Here is an 18,774-nt window from a genome sequence, read left to right as displayed (position 1 = left end):
CGCCGGTGGCACGAAAGCGTTGGTGGCACGGAAGCGTTGGTGGCACGGAAGCGTTGGTGGCACGGAAAACGCTGGTGGCCGGCGGGAAGCCGCCGGCCACCGTCTGCGCCGTCACCGCCGTCAGTAGGCGCCAGTCGTCAGCCGTCAGGCGGCCGGACCGGTCGCCAGCCGGACCGTCGCGGAGTGCGGGGCGCCGAACGCGTCCACCCAGCCCAGGTTCACCCGGTCACCGGGATGGTGGCCGTCCAGCAGGTTCGTCAGCGTCGACGCCGCGTCGACGCGCTGACCGTCCAGGGAGACGATCACATCGCCGCGGGTCAGCCCCGCCTGGTCGGCCGGTGAGCCGGACACCACCGCGGCCACCGGCGCGCCGGAGCCGTTCTGGACGCCGCTCTGACTCGACAGCACCTGCACGCCCAGGATCGCGGTCGCGCCGATGTGGACGTTGGCCGAGGCCTTGCCCGACTGGATCTGCTTGGCGATGGTCATCGCCTGGTTGATCGGGATGGCGAAACCGGTGCCGCCGCCGGCCTGGAACCGGAACCCGGTCGAAGCGGCGGTGTCCACGCCGATCACCTTGCCCGAAGCGTCGACGAGCGGCCCACCGGAGTCACCGGGCCGGATGTCGGCGGCTACCTGGATGAGGCCGGTCAGGCGTTCGGCGTTGGCGCCGTTCTCGTCGGTGGCCGTGATCGACTGGTCGATCGCGGTGACGGTGCCGCTGACGACGCTCGGCGCACCGCCCACCCCGCCGGCGTTGCCGATCGCCACGACGCCGCTGCCGGGCGCCACCTTCGACGAGTCCCCGAGCGGCGCGGTACGCAGGCCGCTCGCGCCCGACAGCCGGAGGACGGCGATGTCCTCGGCGCGGTCGTACCCGACGACCGTCGCCGGGTAGGTCTGGCCGTTGCCGATATCGGTCACGCTGATGGCGGTCGCCCCGGCGATGACGTGGTTGTTGGTGAGCACCTCGCCGGTCGAGCTGAGCACGATGCCGGTACCGGCCGCCTGCGCGCCCTGCAGGCCGAGGGTCGTGTTGACGTCGACGATTCCCGGCGTGACGAGGTCAGCCACGGTCTCCGGATCGACCGGCGTACCGGGCTGGGGCGCGGCCAGACCGGCGGGCCTTCCCCCGGTGGTCGCCGTACCCACAATCGGTACGGCGGCGCGCCAGAAGGTCCTGGCCACGCCGACGCCGGCGACCAACGCGACGGCCAGGACCGCGATCACCGCCAGCAGCGCCGGATGGTGGCGCTTGGCCGGTGCGGGCTGCCACGACGGGTCCGGCTGGCCCCAGGGTGGAGCCGACTGCCAGGACGGCGGCGCCTGCTCCCACGCCCGCCCCTGCGGTCCCTGTCCCGGAGGCCACTGCCCCTGGGACGACTGCCCCTGGGACGACTGCCCCTGGGGCCATGTCGGGGGCGCCTGACCCCAGGTCGGCTCCTGCTCCCAGCTCGGTGGCTGCTGCCGGGTCGGTGGCTGCTGCCAGGTCGGTGGCTGCTGCCAGGAGTCGCCCGCCGGCGACGACGGTTCACGAGGATCGGTCACGACGCCTCCCGTACCCGATCGACTGTTCTCTGTCCCATCAGTAGAGCGCACCTAGCTGGGGAGTTACTGGGCGCACGCTTAGGCGTACCTGAAGCCGGCCGGTCAGCCAGCCAAGACGGCGACGGATGGGCCGGCGACAGAGGCGATCGTCACAGTCCGGCGCCGGGTGTCACACGTGGGCGATGAGCAGCGCCGGCTGCTCGATGCAGTCCGCCACGTGACGAAGGAAGCCGCCGGCCGTGCCGCCGTCGCAGACGCGGTGGTCGAAGGTGAGGCTGATCTCGGCGACCTTGCGTACCGCCAACTGACCATCCACCACCCACGGCTTGTCGACGATGCGGCCGATGCCCAGCAGCGCCGCCTCCGGGTGGTTGATGATCGGCGTGGACCCGTCGACCCCGAACACCCCGTAGTTGTTGAGGGTGAAGGTGCCGCCCGTCATACGTGCCGGCGGCAGCGCGCCGGCCCGCGCCTGGGTGACCGTCTCGGACAGCGCGGCCGCCAGATCAAGTGTGGACAGGCGCTGGGCGTCGTGGATGACGGGTACGATCAGGCCACGGTCGGTCTGCGCCGCCACGCCGAGGTTGATCCGGCCGGACTGGATGATCTCGCCGCGTTCGGTGTCCACCCGCGCGTTGAGCGCCGGGTACCGCTGAAGCGCGTTGACGCAGATCCGGGCGAGCAGCGCGAGGACGCTCACCGGCTGGTCCGGCCCAGCCGCGTTGATCGCGGCTCTGGTGTCGAGCAGCGCGGTCGCGTCGACATCCACCCAGATGGTTACCTCGGGTATCTCGCGACGGCTGCGCGACAGCTTCTCGGCGATCGCCCGGCGTACCCCGGTCAGCGGGATGACGACCTCGTCGCGCGGGCCGCGCGGGGCTGCGGTGACCTGCGGCGCGGTGGACGGCCCGGGCAGCGCGGCCGACGGACCCGAGGATGCGACCGCCAGCGCGCCCTCGACGTCGGCGCGCCGGATCACACCGCCCGGCCCGGTGCCGCGCAGGGCCGCGACGTCGATGCCGTGGTCGCGGGCCAGCCGCCGCACCAGCGGCGAGATGACCCGGACCGCGATCGGCGACCGGGACCGATCGGACGCCGGAGAGGGCGCTGGAGTGGACGCCGGAGAGGGTGCCGGAGAGAGCACCGGAGTGGACGCCGGGGCGGCCGGCTGCCCCACCCGCCGCCGGCGGCGCCGGCCCGACGCGGCGTGGCCGGTCCCGTACCCGACGAGCACGTTGCCGGAGCCCTCACCAGAACCGGGGGCGCCGCCGGAGCCGGCGGCGCTGCCCACGCCGGCCCGCTCCTCCTCGCGGTACACCGCGTGGAGGAGCGGCTCGGCGCGCTCGGTCGACCGGTCTGCAAGGGGCGCAGACCGGTCGACGGGTTCACCGTGGTCGGCTGATTCCGCCCGTCCGACCAGCGGCTCGATCGTGACCAGCGGCCCGCCCACCGGCCGTTGCTCGCCCGGCTCGCCGTGCAGGGCCGCCACCCGGCCGGAGTACGGGCACGGCACGTCGACGACCGCCTTGGCGGTCTCCACCTCGACCACGATCTGGTCGACCTCGACGGTGTCGCCGACGGCCACCCGCCACTCGACGATCTCCGCCTCGGTGAGCCCCTCCCCCAGGTCCGGCAGCCGGAAGACCTGTCCGGTCGCGCCTGCGCCAAGTCCGGCCGGCGCGGCTACGCCCTGCGGCCCTTCCGACCGGTCTGGCCCGCAGGCTTCGCGGTGCGGCCCAGACAGGTCGCTGGCGTTCATGCCGCCACCCAGGTCGGGTCGGGCTGGTCGTCCCACTGCAGCCGGGCCACGGCGTCGAGGATGCGGTCCACGCCGGGCAGGTGGATGTGCTCCAGCTTCGGGGCCGGGTACGGGATGTCGAGCCCGGCCACGCGCAGCACCGGCGCGTGCAGCGAGTGGAAGCAGCGCTCCTGCACCCGCGCGGCGATCTCGGCACCGACTCCGGCGAAGCCCTGCGCCTCCTGAATGACCACGCACCGGCCGGTACGGCGTACGGAGGCGGTCACGGTCTCGTCGTCGAAGGGCACTATGGTCCGCAGGTCGATCACCTCCAGATCCCACCCCTCGTCGCGCGCCGCCTCGGCGGCTTCGAGGGCGACCGGCACCGCCGCGCCGTACGTGACCAGGGTGGCGTCGCGCCCCGGCCGCCGTACCACGGCCCGGCCGAAACCGGGCATGGTCGCCGGCAGCGTCACCTCCTCACTGGCGAAGTACAGCTTCTTGGGCTCCATGAACACGACCGGGTCGGGGTCGGCGATCGCCTCGCGCAGCAGCGAGTACGCGTCAGCCACGGTCGCCGGCATGACCACCTTCAGGCCGGGGGTGTGCGCGTAGTACGCCTCGCTGGAGTCGCAGTGGTGCTCGACGCCGCCGATGCCCCCCGCGTACGGCACGCGGATCACGATCGGGACGCTCAGCTGCCCGCGGGTCCGGTTGCGCAGCTTGGCGACGTGCGAGGTGATCTGCTCGAACGCCGGGTAGGCGAACGCGTCGAACTGCATCTCGACCACCGGGCGCAGGCCCGACATGGCCAGCCCGACCGCGAAGCCGACGATGCCGGCCTCGGCCAGTGGCGTGTCGAAGCAGCGCTTGTCCCCGAAGTCGGCCAGCAGCCCGTCGGTGATCCGGAACACGCCGCCGAGCTGGCCGACGTCCTCGCCGAACACGATCACGCGCTCGTCGGCGGCCAGCGAGTCGCGCAGCGCCGCGTTGAGCGCCTTGGCCATCGTCACTTTCCCCGCTGTCGCTGTCACGCCTCGCCCTCCTCGGCGGCCGCCAGCTCGGCGCGTACCTGCGCACGCTGTTCGAGCAGCTGCGGCGTGGGCTGCGCGTACACGTGGTCGAACAGGCTGAGCGGGTCGACGACCGGGTCGGCGTTCATGCGGGTACGCAGGTCGGCCGCGTACGCCTCGGCTTCGGCGGCTACGGCGTCGACCGCGGCGTCGTCGAGCGCCCCGGCACCACGCAGGTACGTCTCCAGCCGCGCGATCGGGTCCCGCCCGAGCCACGTCTCGACCTCGTCCATGGACCGGTACCGGCTGGCGTCGTCGGCGTTGGTGTGCGGCTCCAGCCGGTAGGTGTGCGCCTCGACCAGGAACGGCCCATGGCCGGAACGCGCGTGCTCGACGGCGTTGGCGAGCACGGCGAGGACGGCGACCGGGTCGTTGCCGTCGACCTGCTCGCTGGCGATGCCGTAACCGACTCCCTTGTACGCGAGCGTCGGCGCGGCGGTCTGGCGGGACAGCGGCACGCTGATGGCGTACCGGTTGTTCTGGACGAAGAACACCACGGGCGCGCGGAACACGGCCGCGAAGTTGACGCCCTCGTGGAAGTCACCTTCGCTGGTGGCGCCGTCGCCGATGAAGACCAGCGCCACCGTGTCGCGGCCCTGGTGGGCCTCTCCGTACGCCAACCCGGCCGCGTGGACGGTCTGGGTGGCCAGCGGGGTGCACTGGGGAGCCGTCCGCCAGGCCGCCGGGTCGTACCCGCAGTGCCAGTCGCCGCGCAGCAGCGTGAGGACCTCCACGGGGTCGATGCCCCGCGACACGAGGGCCACCGACTCGCGGTAGGTGGGGAACACCCAGTCGGTCGGCCGCACCGCCATGACGCCGCTGACCTGGCAGGCCTCCTGCCCCCGGGAGGACGGGTACACCGCCAGCCGCCCCTGCTTGGTCAGCGCGGTGGCCTGGACGTCGAAGCGGCGACCGATGACCATCCGCCGGTACAGCTCGCGGAGCGTCTCCGTCGGCGGCTCCGGGTAGTCGCGCACGGCGCACTCGGGGCTGACCCGGCGGCCGGCTTCATCGAGGAGCCGGACCGGCTCCGGGCTGGGCAGTAACGGGGCGGCTGGCTCCGGCCGCGCGGCTGCGCGGTTGGTGCGGGGAGACGCCCTGCGGATCGCCTGGGGTGTGGTCGTCACGGCGAGGACCTCCTGGACCTGCGGTGAGATTATGGTCACGTCTCGCGGATGATTGCCTCAACAACCGCGGCAAACGCGGGACGTTTGACCTCCAGGAGCGCCCTCAATGAGCCAAGAGCCCGATCCGGTGGCCGGCTTCGCCTCGCTCGCGGGACGAACGGCACGACCCCTCGACGACATCGACCGCCGTATCCTCGACGCCCTCGTCCGCGACGGCCGGGCATCGATTCGGACGCTGGCCGAGCGCGTCCACATCTCCCGCACCAACGCGTACGCCAGGGTGGAGCGGCTCGTGCGGGACGGCGTGATCACCGGCTTCCGGGCACAGGTGGCGCCCGAGCCGGCGGGACTGGGCACGTCCGCGTACGTGAGCATCACGATCGAGCAGAACACCTGGCGGGAGGTGTCGGCCCGGCTCGCCCGGATCCGGTACGTGGAGCACGCCGCCCTTCTCGGCGGTGACCACGACGTCCTCGCACTGGTCCGCGCGCCGGACAACGCGGCACTTCGCGATCTGGTCCTCAACCAGGTCCAGGCGATCCCCGGGGTACTGTCGACCCGGACCTGGTTGGTCTTCGAGGAGTTCGACGGCGTCGACACGCCGTGGGCGACGTCGTGACGCCGTCGCGGTGGCCCGCCACCGGGAAAAGCTCCCCCTACGCCGACGGGGCCGCGGGGATGATCCGGCTCGTCAGGTCGAACACCTGACCGCAGTAGTCGTCCCGGTCGTCGATCACCGGATTGGTCGCCAGGTCGCCGTCCGGCACGAGCGAAGCGAGTTCCTGGGGCAGGCTTCCCGCGAAGCGCCGCAACGGCCGCCCGTCGGCGTGCGTCAACGGGATCTCGATGCCGTACACCGTGCCGTTGTCGGTCACCCGGATGTAGATCCGACACCGCTCGCCCCGGAGCATGAAGCCGGCGAATGTGTACACGTCCTCGAACCAGGGGAAGCCGCCGCCGTGCACCAGCAGACTGAACAGTCCGAACAGCCCGTGGTCGTAGGAGGGGGCCGTGGCTTCCGTCGTGAACCCGGCCGCCGATGCCTCGACGACGACGTTTCGGTGACTGTCGCGAACGTTCGACTGCCACTCCCGCGACCGGTTCATGTCGGCTGCGACCGCAGTTCTGACGTAGTCGATGGCCGCTTCGACATCGAGTGGCTCACTGTCGCTCGCCAGTGCGAACTCGACGGCCAGCCCGGACGCCATCCACGGATCGTCGGACAGCGCCACGCGGGCGCGTTCATCATTCGGGCGCACTATTCCGCGCAGTCGTGGCCCGCGGGATGAAATCGGACCGGGAGGCGCCACCACGAGAGGGATCATGCTTCTGAGCAAGTAACTGAAGGTCGCGTCCTCCAGGTCCGTGGCCATTTAGATTAGTCAGCGTCTATGGACACCTCAACCCGATCCGGCGTGCCGAAAGGCGCACGGATGCACCCGGCGCCGAATACACAGAACCCCACGCCGGTCTCCCGGCGTGGGGTTCTGGTGCCGATGTGCAGGTCGCCTCGCGGCGAGTGGCGCAACGCGGCTCCAGCCGAACGGTATTCCGCGAAGGCATATGGGATGAGGCCCGGGGACACTGGTCACACCGACGGGAAGTACAACCATCCGATGCGTACCGGTACTCCCATCCCGCATGTGCCCTGAGTCACAGGCAACTGGTCTCAGGTATCGCCGTGGCCACACGCCACCCCGTCGCGGTTGGTGTCCAGGCGCTGACGGTCACGCCCGGACACGGTCACCGCTCCCAGGCCATGCTCGACCAGCCAGGCACACCGGTCGGTGACCCCCGGCGGGAAGTTCCACGGCACGCATTGTCCGGGAACGCCGTAGTTGTGGTCGCACCCGTCGACCTCGGCGGCCTCCGAGTACACCACGCCGGCCGACGGCGCCGCCGCTTCTGTGGGCACATCCGACTGGTCGGCGAAGGGGTGCACGTACGGGGCGGGCACCGGCGGCTGCGGCCCGGACTGCCCCTCGGACTGCGGCCTCGACTGTGGCCGGGACGCCGGCCGAAACTTCGGCTGGTGCCTCGGTGCAGACCCGCCGGCCGGCAGCGCCGCGGCACCGGCGCGGCCGACCACCCCTGGCGATGCCCCGGACGACACCCCTGAGACCGATGCCCCCGACACCGACGCCCCCGACACCGAGACCCCGGAAACCGAGGCCCCGGAAACCATGGCCAGCACGGCGGCGCCGACCGCGGACACGGCCGCCAGGCGGGGCGCTACTCCGTATCCGCTCATCCGACGTGCACCCACTGCGCCACCGACGGCACGCCGGCCGCGTTCACCACGAACAGCATGTACCAGCCCGGCGGAGCGATGTTGGGGTTGCTGGTGACGTTGAGCGTGACCCGGTTCCCCCGGACCGACATCGGCAGGTCGACGTACCGCTGGTTCGAGTCGGTGGCGTGGGTGACCGCCGCCGGCCGGATCAGCGCCGCCTTCACGATCGGCGAGTCGACCCGGATCCGCTGTGCCGATCCGTACTCCCAGTGGGTGTCGGCCACGCTGCGGATCTGCGGCCGCGGGCCATGGAACAGGTACGGCGGGGAGTAGATCGACACGCGCATGTCGAAGCTGTTGTTGGCGGGGTTGTCCCCGACGGCCATGACCCGCCCGTCGGGCAGCAGGAACGCCGACGAGTGGTACCCACGCGGCACCGGGTCGGTGGCCATCCCGGCCGTGAAGGTGTTGGTCGCCGGGTCGAACATGGACGCCTCGAACACCGGGTCGGCCCGGGTGTGCAGGTCGCCCCCGGTCTCGAAGACCTTGCCGTCGGGCAGCGTGACCAGCGACAGGTAGGTCTTGCCCTGGTTGGGCGTCTCCGGCCGGCCACCGGTCAGGGTGCCGGTGGGCAGCAGCGGACCGGCGGTGTAGGTGGGCCTGGCCTGCTTGAGGTCGACGATGTCGGTGAGCCGGATGGCGTCGGTGTTGGCGTTGATGTTGCTCCCACCGGCGATGAGTACCCGCTGGTCCTGGGCCGGCGGCAGCAGCACGCTCATCGACTCCTGCCGCTGGTCCGCGCCGCGCAGCCCGGGAACCGCGGTCACGGCGCCGGACTGGTGGTTGTACATCACCGGTCCGGTGCCGGGGTCGAAGATGTGGCTTCCGGTGTAGAATAGCCGGCCGTCCTGCATCAGGACCATTGCCGGGTACAGGCCCCAGAAACGCCGGTCCTGACGGATCTGGGTCGGGCCGAGCCACCGCTGTTGGGCGTTGGAGAAGTAGTCGGCAACGACGGTGTTGTGGCTGTCCACGTCCAGGCCACCGAGCGTGATGACGTCACCGTTGCCCAGCGTGGTCACGCCCGGGTACCAGTGCCCGGCGTTGAGGGTGTTGGTCTTTTCGTACCTGTTGGTCTTCGGATCGAAGATGTACGCGTCCCTGGTCCCCGCGTAGGTGCGGTTGCCGGACGGGTAGGCCTTGGTGCCGCTGACGACCAGGACGCGCCCGTCGGGCAGTTGGGCGTGCCCGCCGCAGAACATGTCCCCCGGGGTCGGCACGCTGATGAACGTGCCTGTCTTGGGCTGGTAGAGCGCGGTCTTGAAGGTGCCCGCGGCGAACTGGTTCGGGTCGTTGCCGGAGCCGGCGATCAGCAGCACGTTGCCGTTGTTGAGCACCACCGAGTGCACCGCGCGTACCGGCGAGTTGAACGGCATGACCTGCCAGGCGCCCTTGGTGCAGGCGGGGCCGGCGGTGCAGGGGGCGGCCTGCGTCTTCGGCTCGGCGACGTCCACCGTGGAGTAGTCGTCGGTGACCAGGGTTCCGGCGCCGTAGATCGCCGCTCCCCACCGGATCCGGTCGGTGCCGGGCGGCACCGGTGGGGTGCGCACGGTCTTCTGCGTGAAGGTCGAGGCCGGTGTGAGCGACGCCAGGTCGCCCCAGAACTGCCACCCCTTCGCCACGTCGTGGCGGAAGACCGTCAGCGCCACGTCCGGCGTCGTGCTCGTGTACCACAGCGACACGTCGTACTGGTGGCCGGGCGATACCTTCGGCGCGCAGGACGGGTCCTGCAGCATCAGCGCCCGGCCCCGGCTGTCGCCCCCGGCGGTTTTGTCCCCCCCGGCGGAATTGTCTCCCCCGGCGGTGACGACCGCCCGCATCGCGTTCGCGCCGCTGTGCGCCTTGCTGGTGAGCGAGAAGAACTTGCCGGCAGCGCCCGGTTCGGACGGCTCCCAGCAGACCGGGAACCCGCGCGCGTCGAGGTTCTCCAGACCGGGATTGGCGATCTGGTTCGTATCGGCGTACGCGGCCTTGCCATTGATGGCGAGCACGACGGCGGCACTGACCGCCGTCAGCACGGCTGGTCTGCCGCTGCGCGTGCGCAGCCATGAGAGCGGGTTCATGAAGTCTCCACTACCGGGCTGAAAGAACACGGGTTGAAAGAACACGGGTTGAAAGAACACGGGTTGAAAGAACACGGGCTGACAGACGGGACGGACACGCAGCCGGAGCGGGCCGAGCGAACGGCTGGCGGCAAGGGACACGCCCGTACCATTGCCCCCGGCGCGCCGTCAGGACAGCGTGCCCACGGGGACAGCGATCACCGCTGTTCGGCTCTTTCCGGATACGCCGCCGCGCCGGCTCGGCCGGCGGTGTCGGCTTGCGCCGTATAGCCGAATTCAGGCGTGTTAAACCTGTGCGAGACAGCGGATGGGCACGCAGCCGCGCTCCACGATGGACCGTCTACAGAGAGATGCCCACCCGACGACGAGAGCCCGCTCGCCGACAGCGAGCGGGCTCACATCGCGTAGAGCGTCCTAGGATACTGTGGTCAGGGCTGTGCGGGTGCGGGAGGTGACGAGCCGCCCACGGCGGCCATCACTCGGCGGCCATCACTCCGCGGCCATCATCCGGCGCAGCTCCCGCTTGAGCACCTTGTGACTGGGGCCGAGCGGGAGCTCGTCGACGAAACGGATCCGGCGCGGGTACTTGTGCCGGCCGAGCCGCTCCCGACTCCAGGCGATCAGCTCCTCGTCACTCGGTCGCTGGTCGGTGCCGTCGAGCACCACGACCGCACAGATCTCCTCGCCGTGTACCACGTCGGGCACGCCGATGACGGCGACCTGCGCGACCGCCGGATGGCGGGCGATGACCTCCTCCACCTCGCGCGGGTAGACGTTGAAGCCGCCGCGGATGACGAGGTCCTTCTTGCGATCGACGATCGAGATGAACCCGTCGGCGTCCCTGGTGCCCAGGTCGCCGGTGCGGAACCAGCCGTCGACGACCGCCTGCTCGGTCGCCTCCGGCCGGCCGAGGTAGCCGGCGAAGACGTTGTGGCCCCGGATCACGACCTCGCCCAGCTCACCGTCGGGCACCAGCTCGATCCGGTCGTCGAGCTCCGGCCGGGCCACCTCCACCTCGACGCCCCAGACCGGGTGGCCCACGGTGCCGGGCCTCGTGCCGAAGTGCGGCTGGTTGACCGTGGCGGTCGGGGAGGTCTCCGACAACCCGTACCCCTCGTAGATCGTCGTCGAGAACGCCTCGTTGAACCGCTCGAGCACGGCCACCGGCAGTGACGCCCCGCCGGAGATGCACAGCCGCAGTCGCGGCAGCCACTCGTGCCGGGCGGCCGCCTCCACCAGCGCGACGTACATCGTCGGCACGCCGTGGAACACGTCGACGCCCTCGCGCAGCATCAGCTCGATCGCGGCGTCACCGGAGAAGCGCGGCAGCAGCACCAGCGTCGCCCCGAGCCGGAACGTCGTGTTCATGCTCACCGTCTGCCCGAACGTGTGGAACAGCGGCAGGCACCCGAGCGCCACGTCGTCGGCGCTCGTGTCGTGGCTGTCGAAAGCGTTGACGGTCGCGTTCATGACGAGGTTGAGGTGGGTGAGCAGCGCGCCCTTCGGCTCCCCCGTGGTGCCGCTGGTGTAGAAGACGACCGCGGTGTCATCGGCGGAACGCAGCTCGTACGACCACAGCGGCGTCAGCGCGGCGCTCACGTCCTCCAGCCGCGTCGGGCTCACCGGCGCGCCCGGTGACAGCGGACCGACGCTCACCAGCGGGATGCCCGCGGACTCGGCGGCCTCCGCGCCCATGACGAGCTGGCTGGTGTGGCAGATGAGCAGCTTCGCGCCGCTGTCGCGCAGCACGTACGCCGCCTCGTCGGCGGTCAGCAGCAGGTGTACCGGCACCACCACGGCACCCGCGGCGAGCGCGCCGTAGTACGCGCGCGGGAACTCCACGACGTTGGGCGACAGCAGCGCGATCCGGTCACCGGGTCGGATGCCCAGCTCGCGCAGGCCGGCCGCGTACGTGCGGGCCTGCTCCCACAGCCGCGCGTACGTGACCCGCACGTCGCCGTCGATGACCGCGACCTTGTCCGGCCGGCGGCGGGCCGACTCGGCGAGGATGGTGGCGAGCGACAGCGCCGTCATGCCAGGTGGCCCCCGATCTTCGTGTACCCGCGCAGCAGGTCCCGCGAAATGATCAAGCGCTGCATCTCGTCGGTGCCCTCGAAGATCCGGTACAGGCGGACCTGGCGGTACCACCGCTCGATCGGCAGCTCGCGGGTGTAGCCCATGCCGCCGTGGATCTGCAGCACCCGATCGACGACCCGGTTGACCATGCCGGCACCGTACAGCTTCGCCATCGACGACGCGTGCCGCGGGTCGGTTCCCTGGTCGACCGTCCACGCCGCCTTCAGGACCAGCCAGCGCGCGGCCTCGAGCTCGACCTCGGAGTCCGCGATCATCCACTGGATCGCCTGGTTGGTGCCGATCGGCTTGCCGAACGTCTCCCGGGTCCGCGCGTGCTCGAGCGCCATCTGCAGCGCGCGCTCGGCGATGCCGATGGCGTGCGACGGGATGGTGTACCGACCCTTGCCGATCCACTGCATGCCGAGCTGGAAGCCCTGACCGATCTCGCCGAGGATGTTGCGGGCGGGTACGCGCACGTTGTCGAAGATCAGCGAAGCGGGGCCGCCCTCCCCCATCGTCCGGATGAACTCCGAGCGCCAGCCCATGGCCCGGTCGACCAGGAACGCCGTCGTCCCGCCGCCGCGGACACCCTTCTCCCTGTCGGTCACCGCGACCACGATGGCGAAGTCGGCGTCGTTGCCGTTGGTGATGAACGTCTTCTCGCCGTTGAGGACCCAGTCGTCGCCGTCCCGCCGGGCGGACAGCTTGATGTTGGCGGCGTCCGAGCCGGCGCCGGGCTCGGTGATGGCGAAGCAGGAGATGCGCTCACCCTCGATCGTGGGGATCAGGTACTCGCGCTTCTGCTCCTCATTGGCGTAGTAGAGGATGTTGTCGGCCTCGCCGCCGAACCGGAACGGCACGAAGGTGTGCCCGAGCTCGGTCCAGATCAGCGACTGCATGACCGCCGACAGGTTCATGCCGCCGTACTCTTCGGGCGTCGACAGCCCCCAGAAACCGAATTTCTTCGCCTTGAGCTGCAGCTCGCGCAGCTCACTGCGGTCCAGCCCCGGCTGGTGGTCGCGTTCGCGCCGCAGCACCTCCTGCTCCAGCGGCATGACCTCGTTGCGGATGAAGGCGCGTGCGGTGTCGCGGATCGCCTTCTCCTCGTCGCCGAGGGAGAAGTCCATGCTGTCCTCCGGATCTCGTGGTTTCAGAACGCGTTGACGCCGGTGAGCGCGCGCCCGATCAGCAGCTGCTGAATCTGGCTGGTGCCTTCGTAGAGCGTGGTGACCCGGGCGTCGCGCAGGTACTTGCCGACCGGGTACTCGTCGATGTAGCCGTATCCGCCGAACACCTGCAGGGCGTTGTTGGCGGTGCGGACGGCCGCCTCGCTGGCGAACAGCTTCGCCATGGACGACTCGGTGGCGAACGGCTCGCCGCGGTCGATGAGGTCGGCGACCCGCCACACGAGCAGCCGGGCGGCGGCCGTGTCGACCGCGATGCCCGCGATGAGCTGCTGGACGAGCTGGTACGAGGCGATCGGCTTGCCGAACTGCGCGCGCTGGCCGGCGTAGCCGACGGCGGCGTCCAAGCAGCCCTGGGCGATCCCGACGCAGCCGGCCGCCACCGACATCCGCCCCTTCGCGAGCGCCGCCATCGCGATGCTGAAGCCCTTGCCCTCCACGCCCAGCCGGGCGGAGTCCGGTACCCGGACCTTGTCGAAGACCAGCTCGGCGGTGGCCTGGCCACGCAGGCCAAGCTTGCCGTGGATCTCACGGCGGGTCAGGCCGGGGCTGTCGGTCGGCACGAGGAACGCGGTGATGCCACGATGCCTGTCGATACCATGGTGGCCCGGGCCGCCGGTACGCGCGAAGACCAGCGCGACGTCGGCCGTCGTTCCGTTGGTGATGAAGATTTTGGAACCGGAGACGACCCAGTCGTCGCCGTCGCGTACCGCGGCCGTGCGCAGCGCGGCGGCGTCGGAGCCGGTGTCCGGCTCGGTGAGCGCGAAGCAGCCGAGCGCCTCGCCGGCGCACAGCCGGGGCAGCCAGGCGCGCTTCTGCTCCTCGCTGCCGTAGGCGGCGATCGTCTTGCCCACGAGGCCGAGCGACACCGACACGATGCCGCGCACCGACGAGTCGCCGCGCCCCAACTCCTCCAGGACCAGACAGTACGCCAGGTGGTCGCCACCGGAGCCGCCGTACGCCTCGGGGATCGTCAGCCCGAGGAAGCCGAGGTCGCCGAGTTTGGCGACGATGCCAGGGTCGACCGACTCCCGGCGGTCCCACTCGGCGGCATGCGGCATCACCTCTCGGTTGACGAAGTCTGCGGCCAGTTGCCGCACGGCCACCTGCTCCGGTGAGAGCGCCAGGTCCATCTTTTCTCCGTCGTGCCGTTCCCGGTCGTACTGTTCGGCGGGCCTGCTGTCCGGCGGTCGTGCCGTCCTGCGGTCACGCGGTCGCCGGGTCCCTTTAAACTAGCGGTGCAAGTTTTTTCTCGTCCAGCCGCCGGTATGGCAGAGTTCGCCGGTACAGCATCCGCTCCCGGAGGTCGCCGATGGCTCGACCACGCCAGGCGCTGCTGAGCCGGCAGCGCATCGTCGCCACCGCCACCGCGGTCATCGACGCCGAGGGGCTCGCCGCGCTTTCCATCCGGCGGCTCGCCACCGAGCTGGGCGTACAGGGCCCGTCGCTGTACAACCACTTCGCCACGAAAGAGGAGATCCTCGACGCGGTCGCCGACGCCGTCATCGAGCAGGTCGACATCTCCGTCTTCGGCCGTTTCGACTGGCGGGTGGCGCTACGCCGCTGGGCGCGGTCGTACCGCGACGCCCTGACGGCGCATCCGAACATCGTCCCGCACCTCGCCCAGGGCCCCGGCCGGCGGCCGACCGCCCTCGCGATGGCCGACGCCGTGTACGGCGGACTCGTCGACGCCGGGTGGCCGCCGGCGCGCGCCACCCACATCGGCGCGTTGATGCGCTACTTCGTCGCCGGTTCGGCGCTGGGCTCGTTCGCGCGCGGCTTCGTGGACGATCCACAGCTCTACGCCGACCGGTACCCGCACCTGACCCGGGCCCACCTGCTCGCCGACCACCAGAAGAGCGTCGACGAGGGCGCGTTCGCGCTCGGGCTGGACGCGCTCATCGACGGATTGGCGAGGTTGTACGAGGACGTTGTCGGTGAGCTACCCGACTAACAGTCAAGATCCGCGCAATGTTGCGCATATTGCTGCTTCCCGAAACGCTGAGGCAGCAGTTTCGCACACACTGCTGCCTCAGACGTCCACGCCGTACGTGGTGAGGCCACGGCGCCGAAGGTCCTCCGCGACGGTCAACGCCACCGTGTGCTCGGCCGGCCTCGATCGCAGAAAGCCGCCCGCAGCCGCCAGGAACTCCTCGAGATCGCTCGTGGTGAACCAGGCCATGCCCGATGATCGCGTGGGCCGGCCCCGCGTCGCACCCGGATTTCCCGACCAGGGTCTCGCGGCCGGATCCCGCGGCCGATCCCGCGGGCCGATCCCGCGGGCCGATCCCGCGGCCGGCCTCACCTGGCCCGGGAGCCGGGCGCCGTCACGACCTGGATGGGCTGGCTGGCTTCGAGCTCGGGCGAGGTTCGCGGCCGCGGGATCCGTACGGCAGCCGCCAGCCGCGCCCGCTCGGCCGCGGCGAACGCCTCGTCGTCCAGGCTGCGCTTGCCGGCGGCGGCCGTGTCGGCCATGTGCCGGGCGGCCCGCTCGACCTGCGACGCCTGCTGGTAGTCGGCCAGCAGCCGCCGGCGGATCGTGCGCAGCAGCCGGGCCTCCAGCTCACACGGGTGCAGGTCAAGGTCCCAACCGTTGCGGTGGGCCACGATGTCCGACAGCTGTCGGGCGGACAGCTCTCCGCGCCGGTACGCCTCCGTGGCCGCGTCCAGGAAGCGTCGGCGGTTCACCACGGCGTCGCCGACCGTACCGGGGGACTCGAGCGTGACGTACGCGGCCGCCTCGGTCGCGCGGCGCGCGGCCGCGTCCGCGGCTTCGTACGCCTGCCAGGCCTTCTCCCGGTTGCGCTGCGCTTCGGCCCACTCCTCCTGCCGGCGCGCCGCGGTCGTCGCCGCCCGCTCGGCGGCCACCGCGACCTCGTCGGCGTACCGGTGCAGATCCGCCTGCCGGGCAGCGTGCCGGGTGCGGCGCAGGCGGTTCGCGGCCGTCCGCGCCGCGGTCTCGCACAGCCGCCGGCGCCCTTCCGGAGCGAGCAGGAGCGCGACGACGAGCACCGCGAACGCGACGAGAGCGAGCTGGACCAGGGCTGCATGCTGGATGATGAGCAGGGAACGGTGTGCGACCGGCATGAATCCCTCAATACCCGCCGTCGCTGATCACCAAAACACCGGACAGAACCAACCCGTGTACTGATGCAACCCGTTTACTCCTGTTCGCACACATTCACGCTCCGCTCCGATCCGACCATTGCTGTCGTCCGATCGGGCGCGGCCCGATCGCCAGGCGGATCACAGTTCTCGATCGAACACGTTCGACGAAGGAACACGTTCGACGCTGGAACCCGTGTCATCTGCCCTGGCGGCGCCGTGCATGCAGGTGAGGTAGGCGAATGGGCCGCATCCACGTGAGAACGAGCTGGGCCGGGAGCGCGGCGCTGACCGTCGCGGTACTTGCCGCCGCCCTGGCGGGCAGCGGGGTGGCCGCGGCCGCGCCGGCCGACGGCACCGTCCGCCATGCGAACGCCGCCGACGCGGTCAGGAACAGCTACATCGTGGTGCTCAAAGCGGGCGACGCCACGCCCGGCACGGTCGTCGCCGCGGCCGGCCGGCTCGCCCACGCCTACGGCGGATCCGTGCGGCACACGTACACGAGCAGCGTCAAGGGCTTCTCGGTCAGGATGAGCGAGCAGGCCGCCAAGCGGCTGGCAGCCGACCCGGCCGTCTCCTACGTGGAACAGGACCGCAAGGTCAGGATTACCGGCACGCAGACCAACCCGCCGTCGTGGGGCCTGGACCGCATCGACCAGCCCAGCCTGCCGCTCAACCAGTCCTACACGTACCCCAACACCGCCGCGGCGGTGCACGCCTACATCCTCGACACCGGTATCCGGATCACCCACCGGGAGTTCGGCGGCCGGGCCAGCTACGGCCACGACTTCATCGACAACGACGCGGTCGCCTCCGACGACGACTGCAGCGACGGCACGGCGGGCACCGGCCACGGTACCCACGTCGCCGGCATCGTCGGTGGCTCCACGTCCGGGGTGGCGAAGGCGGTCCAGCTCGTCGCCGTACGGGTGCTCGACTGCCATGGCGTCGGCGACTACTCACAGATCATCGCCGGCGTGGACTGGGTGACCAGCAACGCCGTGAAACCCGCGGTGGCCAACATGAGCCTGGGCGGCCCCGCCGACGACACGCTCGACGCGGCCGTGAAAGCCTCGATCACCTCCGGGATCACGTACACGGTCGCCGCCGGCAACAGCGGCGTCGACGCCGCCTACTCCTCGCCGGCCGACGTACCCGAAGCCATCACCGTCGGCGCCACCGACGAGTCCGACACCCGCGCCTGGTTCTCCAACTACGGCACGTGCGTGGACCTCTTCGCTCCCGGCGTGGACATCACTTCCGCCTCCAACGCGGACAACACGTCCTACGTCAGCAAGGACGGCACGTCGATGGCGAGCCCGTACGTGGCTGGCGCGGCCGCGATGTACCTGGCCGCCAACCCCAGCGCCACCCCGACCCAGGTGCAGGCCGCCCTGCTCAACGCCGCGACCCCCGGCAAGGTGCGCGACGCCGGCCCCGGATCGCCCGACAGGCTGCTCAACGTCGCCATCGCCGGCCGGCCGGCCGCCGGCACCGTCCCCCAGCCGACGGGCGCGGATTCGTCACGGGTCAAGGCCGACTTCAACGGCGACGGCCGGGACGACCTGGCGCTGTTCTACGACTACGGCAACGGCCGCGTCGCGCTGTGGACGCTGACCGCCCAGGCGGGCGGCGGGTTCGGCGCGCCGGTCCTGCGCTGGCAGGGCCCCAACTGGGGACCTGGCACGAAGTTCGTGACCGCCGGTGACTTCAACGGCGACGGCAAGGCCGACCTGGCGCTGTTCTACGACTACGGCAACGGCCACGTCACCCTGTGGACCCTCACCGCGGACCGCAACGGCGACGGCGGCTTCTCCGGGCCGCTGCCCCGCTGGGACCGGCCGGTGTGGGGCACCCGCACGAAGTTCGTGACAACCGGGGACTTCAACGGCGACGGCCGGGACGACCTGGCGCTGTTCTACGACTACGGCAACGGCCGCGTCGCGCTGTGGACCCTCACCGCGGCCGGCAGCGGCACCGGGAACCTCGGAGGTCTGGCCAACCGCTGGACCGCCCCCTACTGGGGCACCGGCACGAAATTCCTGGCCACCGGCGACTTCAACGGCGACCGCAGGTCCGACATCGCGCTGTTCTACGACTACGGCACCAGCCACGTCGCCGTGTTCACCCTCACCGCCACCGGCACCGGGACCCTCGCGGGCCTCGCCAACCGCTGGACCGCCCCCTACTGGGGCACCGGCACGAAGTTCCTGGCCACCGGCGACTTCAACGGCGACGGCAAGACCGACATCAGCCTGTTCTACGACTACGGCACCAGCCACGTCGCCCTGTTCACCCTCACCGCCACCGGCACCGGCACCCTCGGTGCCCTCACCAACCGCTGGAACGCCCCCTACTGGGGCACCGGCACGAAGTTCCTGGCCACCGGCGACTTCAACGGCGACGGCAAGACCGACATCAGCCTGTTCTACGACTACGGCACCAGCCACGTCGCCGTGTTCACCCTCACCGCCACCGGCTCCGGCACCCTCGGGGGTCTCACCACCCGCTGGAACGCCCCCCATTGGGGCTCCGGAACACGGGCGATGCGGTAACCGCTCCACGGC

General features: G+C 71.0%; 15 protein-coding genes. 3 read left to right on the top strand and 12 right to left on the bottom strand.

The window, feature by feature from the left end:
* Positions 1-144 precede the first annotated feature (144 nt).
* The 4 genes from HC031_RS22905 to pdhA all read right to left on the bottom strand — a co-directional run bounded on the left by HC031_RS22905 (position 145) and on the right by pdhA (position 5,519).
* Positions 145-1,548 (bottom strand): trypsin-like peptidase domain-containing protein, encoded by a 1,404-nt coding sequence (locus HC031_RS22905; RefSeq protein ID WP_167927448.1) that lies wholly within the window; start codon positions 1,546-1,548, stop codon positions 145-147.
* Between the two features lie 169 nt (positions 1,549-1,717).
* Positions 1,718-3,307, bottom strand: coding sequence for a dihydrolipoamide acetyltransferase family protein (locus tag HC031_RS22900; protein WP_167927447.1), 1,590 nt, complete (start codon positions 3,305-3,307; stop codon positions 1,718-1,720).
* Positions 3,304-4,293 carry an alpha-ketoacid dehydrogenase subunit beta gene (locus HC031_RS22895; RefSeq protein ID WP_167927502.1) on the bottom strand — a complete coding sequence of 330 codons (990 nt, stop codon included), beginning with the start codon at positions 4,291-4,293 and terminating at the stop codon, positions 3,304-3,306. The genes HC031_RS22900 and HC031_RS22895 overlap by 4 nt, the downstream gene beginning before the upstream one ends.
* A gap of 23 nt (positions 4,294-4,316) precedes the next feature.
* Positions 4,317-5,519, bottom strand: coding sequence for a pyruvate dehydrogenase (acetyl-transferring) E1 component subunit alpha (gene pdhA, locus HC031_RS22890; protein WP_338090788.1), 1,203 nt, complete (start codon positions 5,517-5,519; stop codon positions 4,317-4,319).
* Between the two features lie 73 nt (positions 5,520-5,592).
* Between pdhA and HC031_RS22885 the strand changes: the two genes are divergently transcribed.
* Positions 5,593-6,105: an Lrp/AsnC family transcriptional regulator gene (locus HC031_RS22885; RefSeq protein ID WP_167927445.1), complete on the top strand. Its 513-nt coding sequence runs from the start codon at positions 5,593-5,595 to the stop codon at positions 6,103-6,105.
* 37 nt (positions 6,106-6,142) lie between these two features.
* Here HC031_RS22885 and HC031_RS22880 read toward each other — a convergent pair whose 3' ends face one another.
* The 6 genes from HC031_RS22880 to HC031_RS22855 all read right to left on the bottom strand — a co-directional run bounded on the left by HC031_RS22880 (position 6,143) and on the right by HC031_RS22855 (position 14,235).
* The gene (locus HC031_RS22880; protein WP_205863103.1) at positions 6,143-6,718 is read right to left on the bottom strand and encodes a hypothetical protein; all 576 of its coding nucleotides are present in this window, start codon (positions 6,716-6,718) and stop codon (positions 6,143-6,145) included.
* Between the two features lie 437 nt (positions 6,719-7,155).
* Complete coding sequence (locus HC031_RS22875; protein ID WP_167927443.1) at positions 7,156-7,737, bottom strand: hypothetical protein; 582 nt, start codon at positions 7,735-7,737, stop codon at positions 7,156-7,158.
* Complete coding sequence (locus HC031_RS22870) at positions 7,734-9,842, bottom strand: galactose oxidase early set domain-containing protein (RefSeq protein WP_167927442.1); 2,109 nt, start codon at positions 9,840-9,842, stop codon at positions 7,734-7,736. Before HC031_RS22870 ends, HC031_RS22875 begins: the two co-directional genes overlap by 4 nt.
* A 489-nt stretch (positions 9,843-10,331) precedes the next feature.
* Positions 10,332-11,876 carry a long-chain-fatty-acid--CoA ligase gene (locus HC031_RS22865; RefSeq protein ID WP_167927441.1) on the bottom strand — a complete coding sequence of 515 codons (1,545 nt, stop codon included), beginning with the start codon at positions 11,874-11,876 and terminating at the stop codon, positions 10,332-10,334.
* Positions 11,873-13,045 carry an acyl-CoA dehydrogenase family protein gene (locus tag HC031_RS22860; protein ID WP_167927440.1) on the bottom strand — a complete coding sequence of 391 codons (1,173 nt, stop codon included), beginning with the start codon at positions 13,043-13,045 and terminating at the stop codon, positions 11,873-11,875. The genes HC031_RS22865 and HC031_RS22860 overlap by 4 nt, the downstream gene beginning before the upstream one ends.
* A 23-nt stretch (positions 13,046-13,068) precedes the next feature.
* Complete coding sequence (locus HC031_RS22855) at positions 13,069-14,235, bottom strand: acyl-CoA dehydrogenase family protein (RefSeq protein WP_167927439.1); 1,167 nt, start codon at positions 14,233-14,235, stop codon at positions 13,069-13,071.
* Between the two features lie 179 nt (positions 14,236-14,414).
* Here HC031_RS22855 and HC031_RS22850 point away from each other — a divergent pair, with 179 nt between their 5' ends.
* Positions 14,415-15,056, top strand: a complete 642-nt coding sequence (locus HC031_RS22850; protein WP_167927438.1) for a TetR/AcrR family transcriptional regulator — start codon at positions 14,415-14,417, stop codon at positions 15,054-15,056.
* Positions 15,057-15,134: 78 nt separating this feature from the next.
* Here HC031_RS22850 and HC031_RS22845 read toward each other — a convergent pair whose 3' ends face one another.
* On the bottom strand, positions 15,135-15,284 hold the full coding sequence (locus HC031_RS22845) for a hypothetical protein (protein WP_205863102.1): 150 nt from the start codon (positions 15,282-15,284) through the stop codon (positions 15,135-15,137).
* A gap of 119 nt (positions 15,285-15,403) precedes the next feature.
* Entirely contained in the window at positions 15,404-16,189 is a 786-nt protein-coding gene (locus tag HC031_RS22840; RefSeq protein ID WP_167927437.1) for a hypothetical protein, read from the bottom strand.
* 275 nt (positions 16,190-16,464) lie between these two features.
* Here HC031_RS22840 and HC031_RS22835 point away from each other — a divergent pair, with 275 nt between their 5' ends.
* Positions 16,465-18,762 carry a S8 family serine peptidase gene (locus HC031_RS22835; protein WP_338090782.1) on the top strand — a complete coding sequence of 766 codons (2,298 nt, stop codon included), beginning with the start codon at positions 16,465-16,467 and terminating at the stop codon, positions 18,760-18,762.
* The last annotated feature ends 12 nt before the right edge of the window (positions 18,763-18,774 follow it).

The organism is Planosporangium thailandense (assembly GCF_011947195.1).
GTDB lineage: Bacteria > Actinomycetota > Actinomycetes > Mycobacteriales > Micromonosporaceae > Planosporangium > Planosporangium thailandense.
Note: the sequence above shows the minus strand (reverse complement) of the source record. Positions and strands in the feature narration are given on the sequence as shown.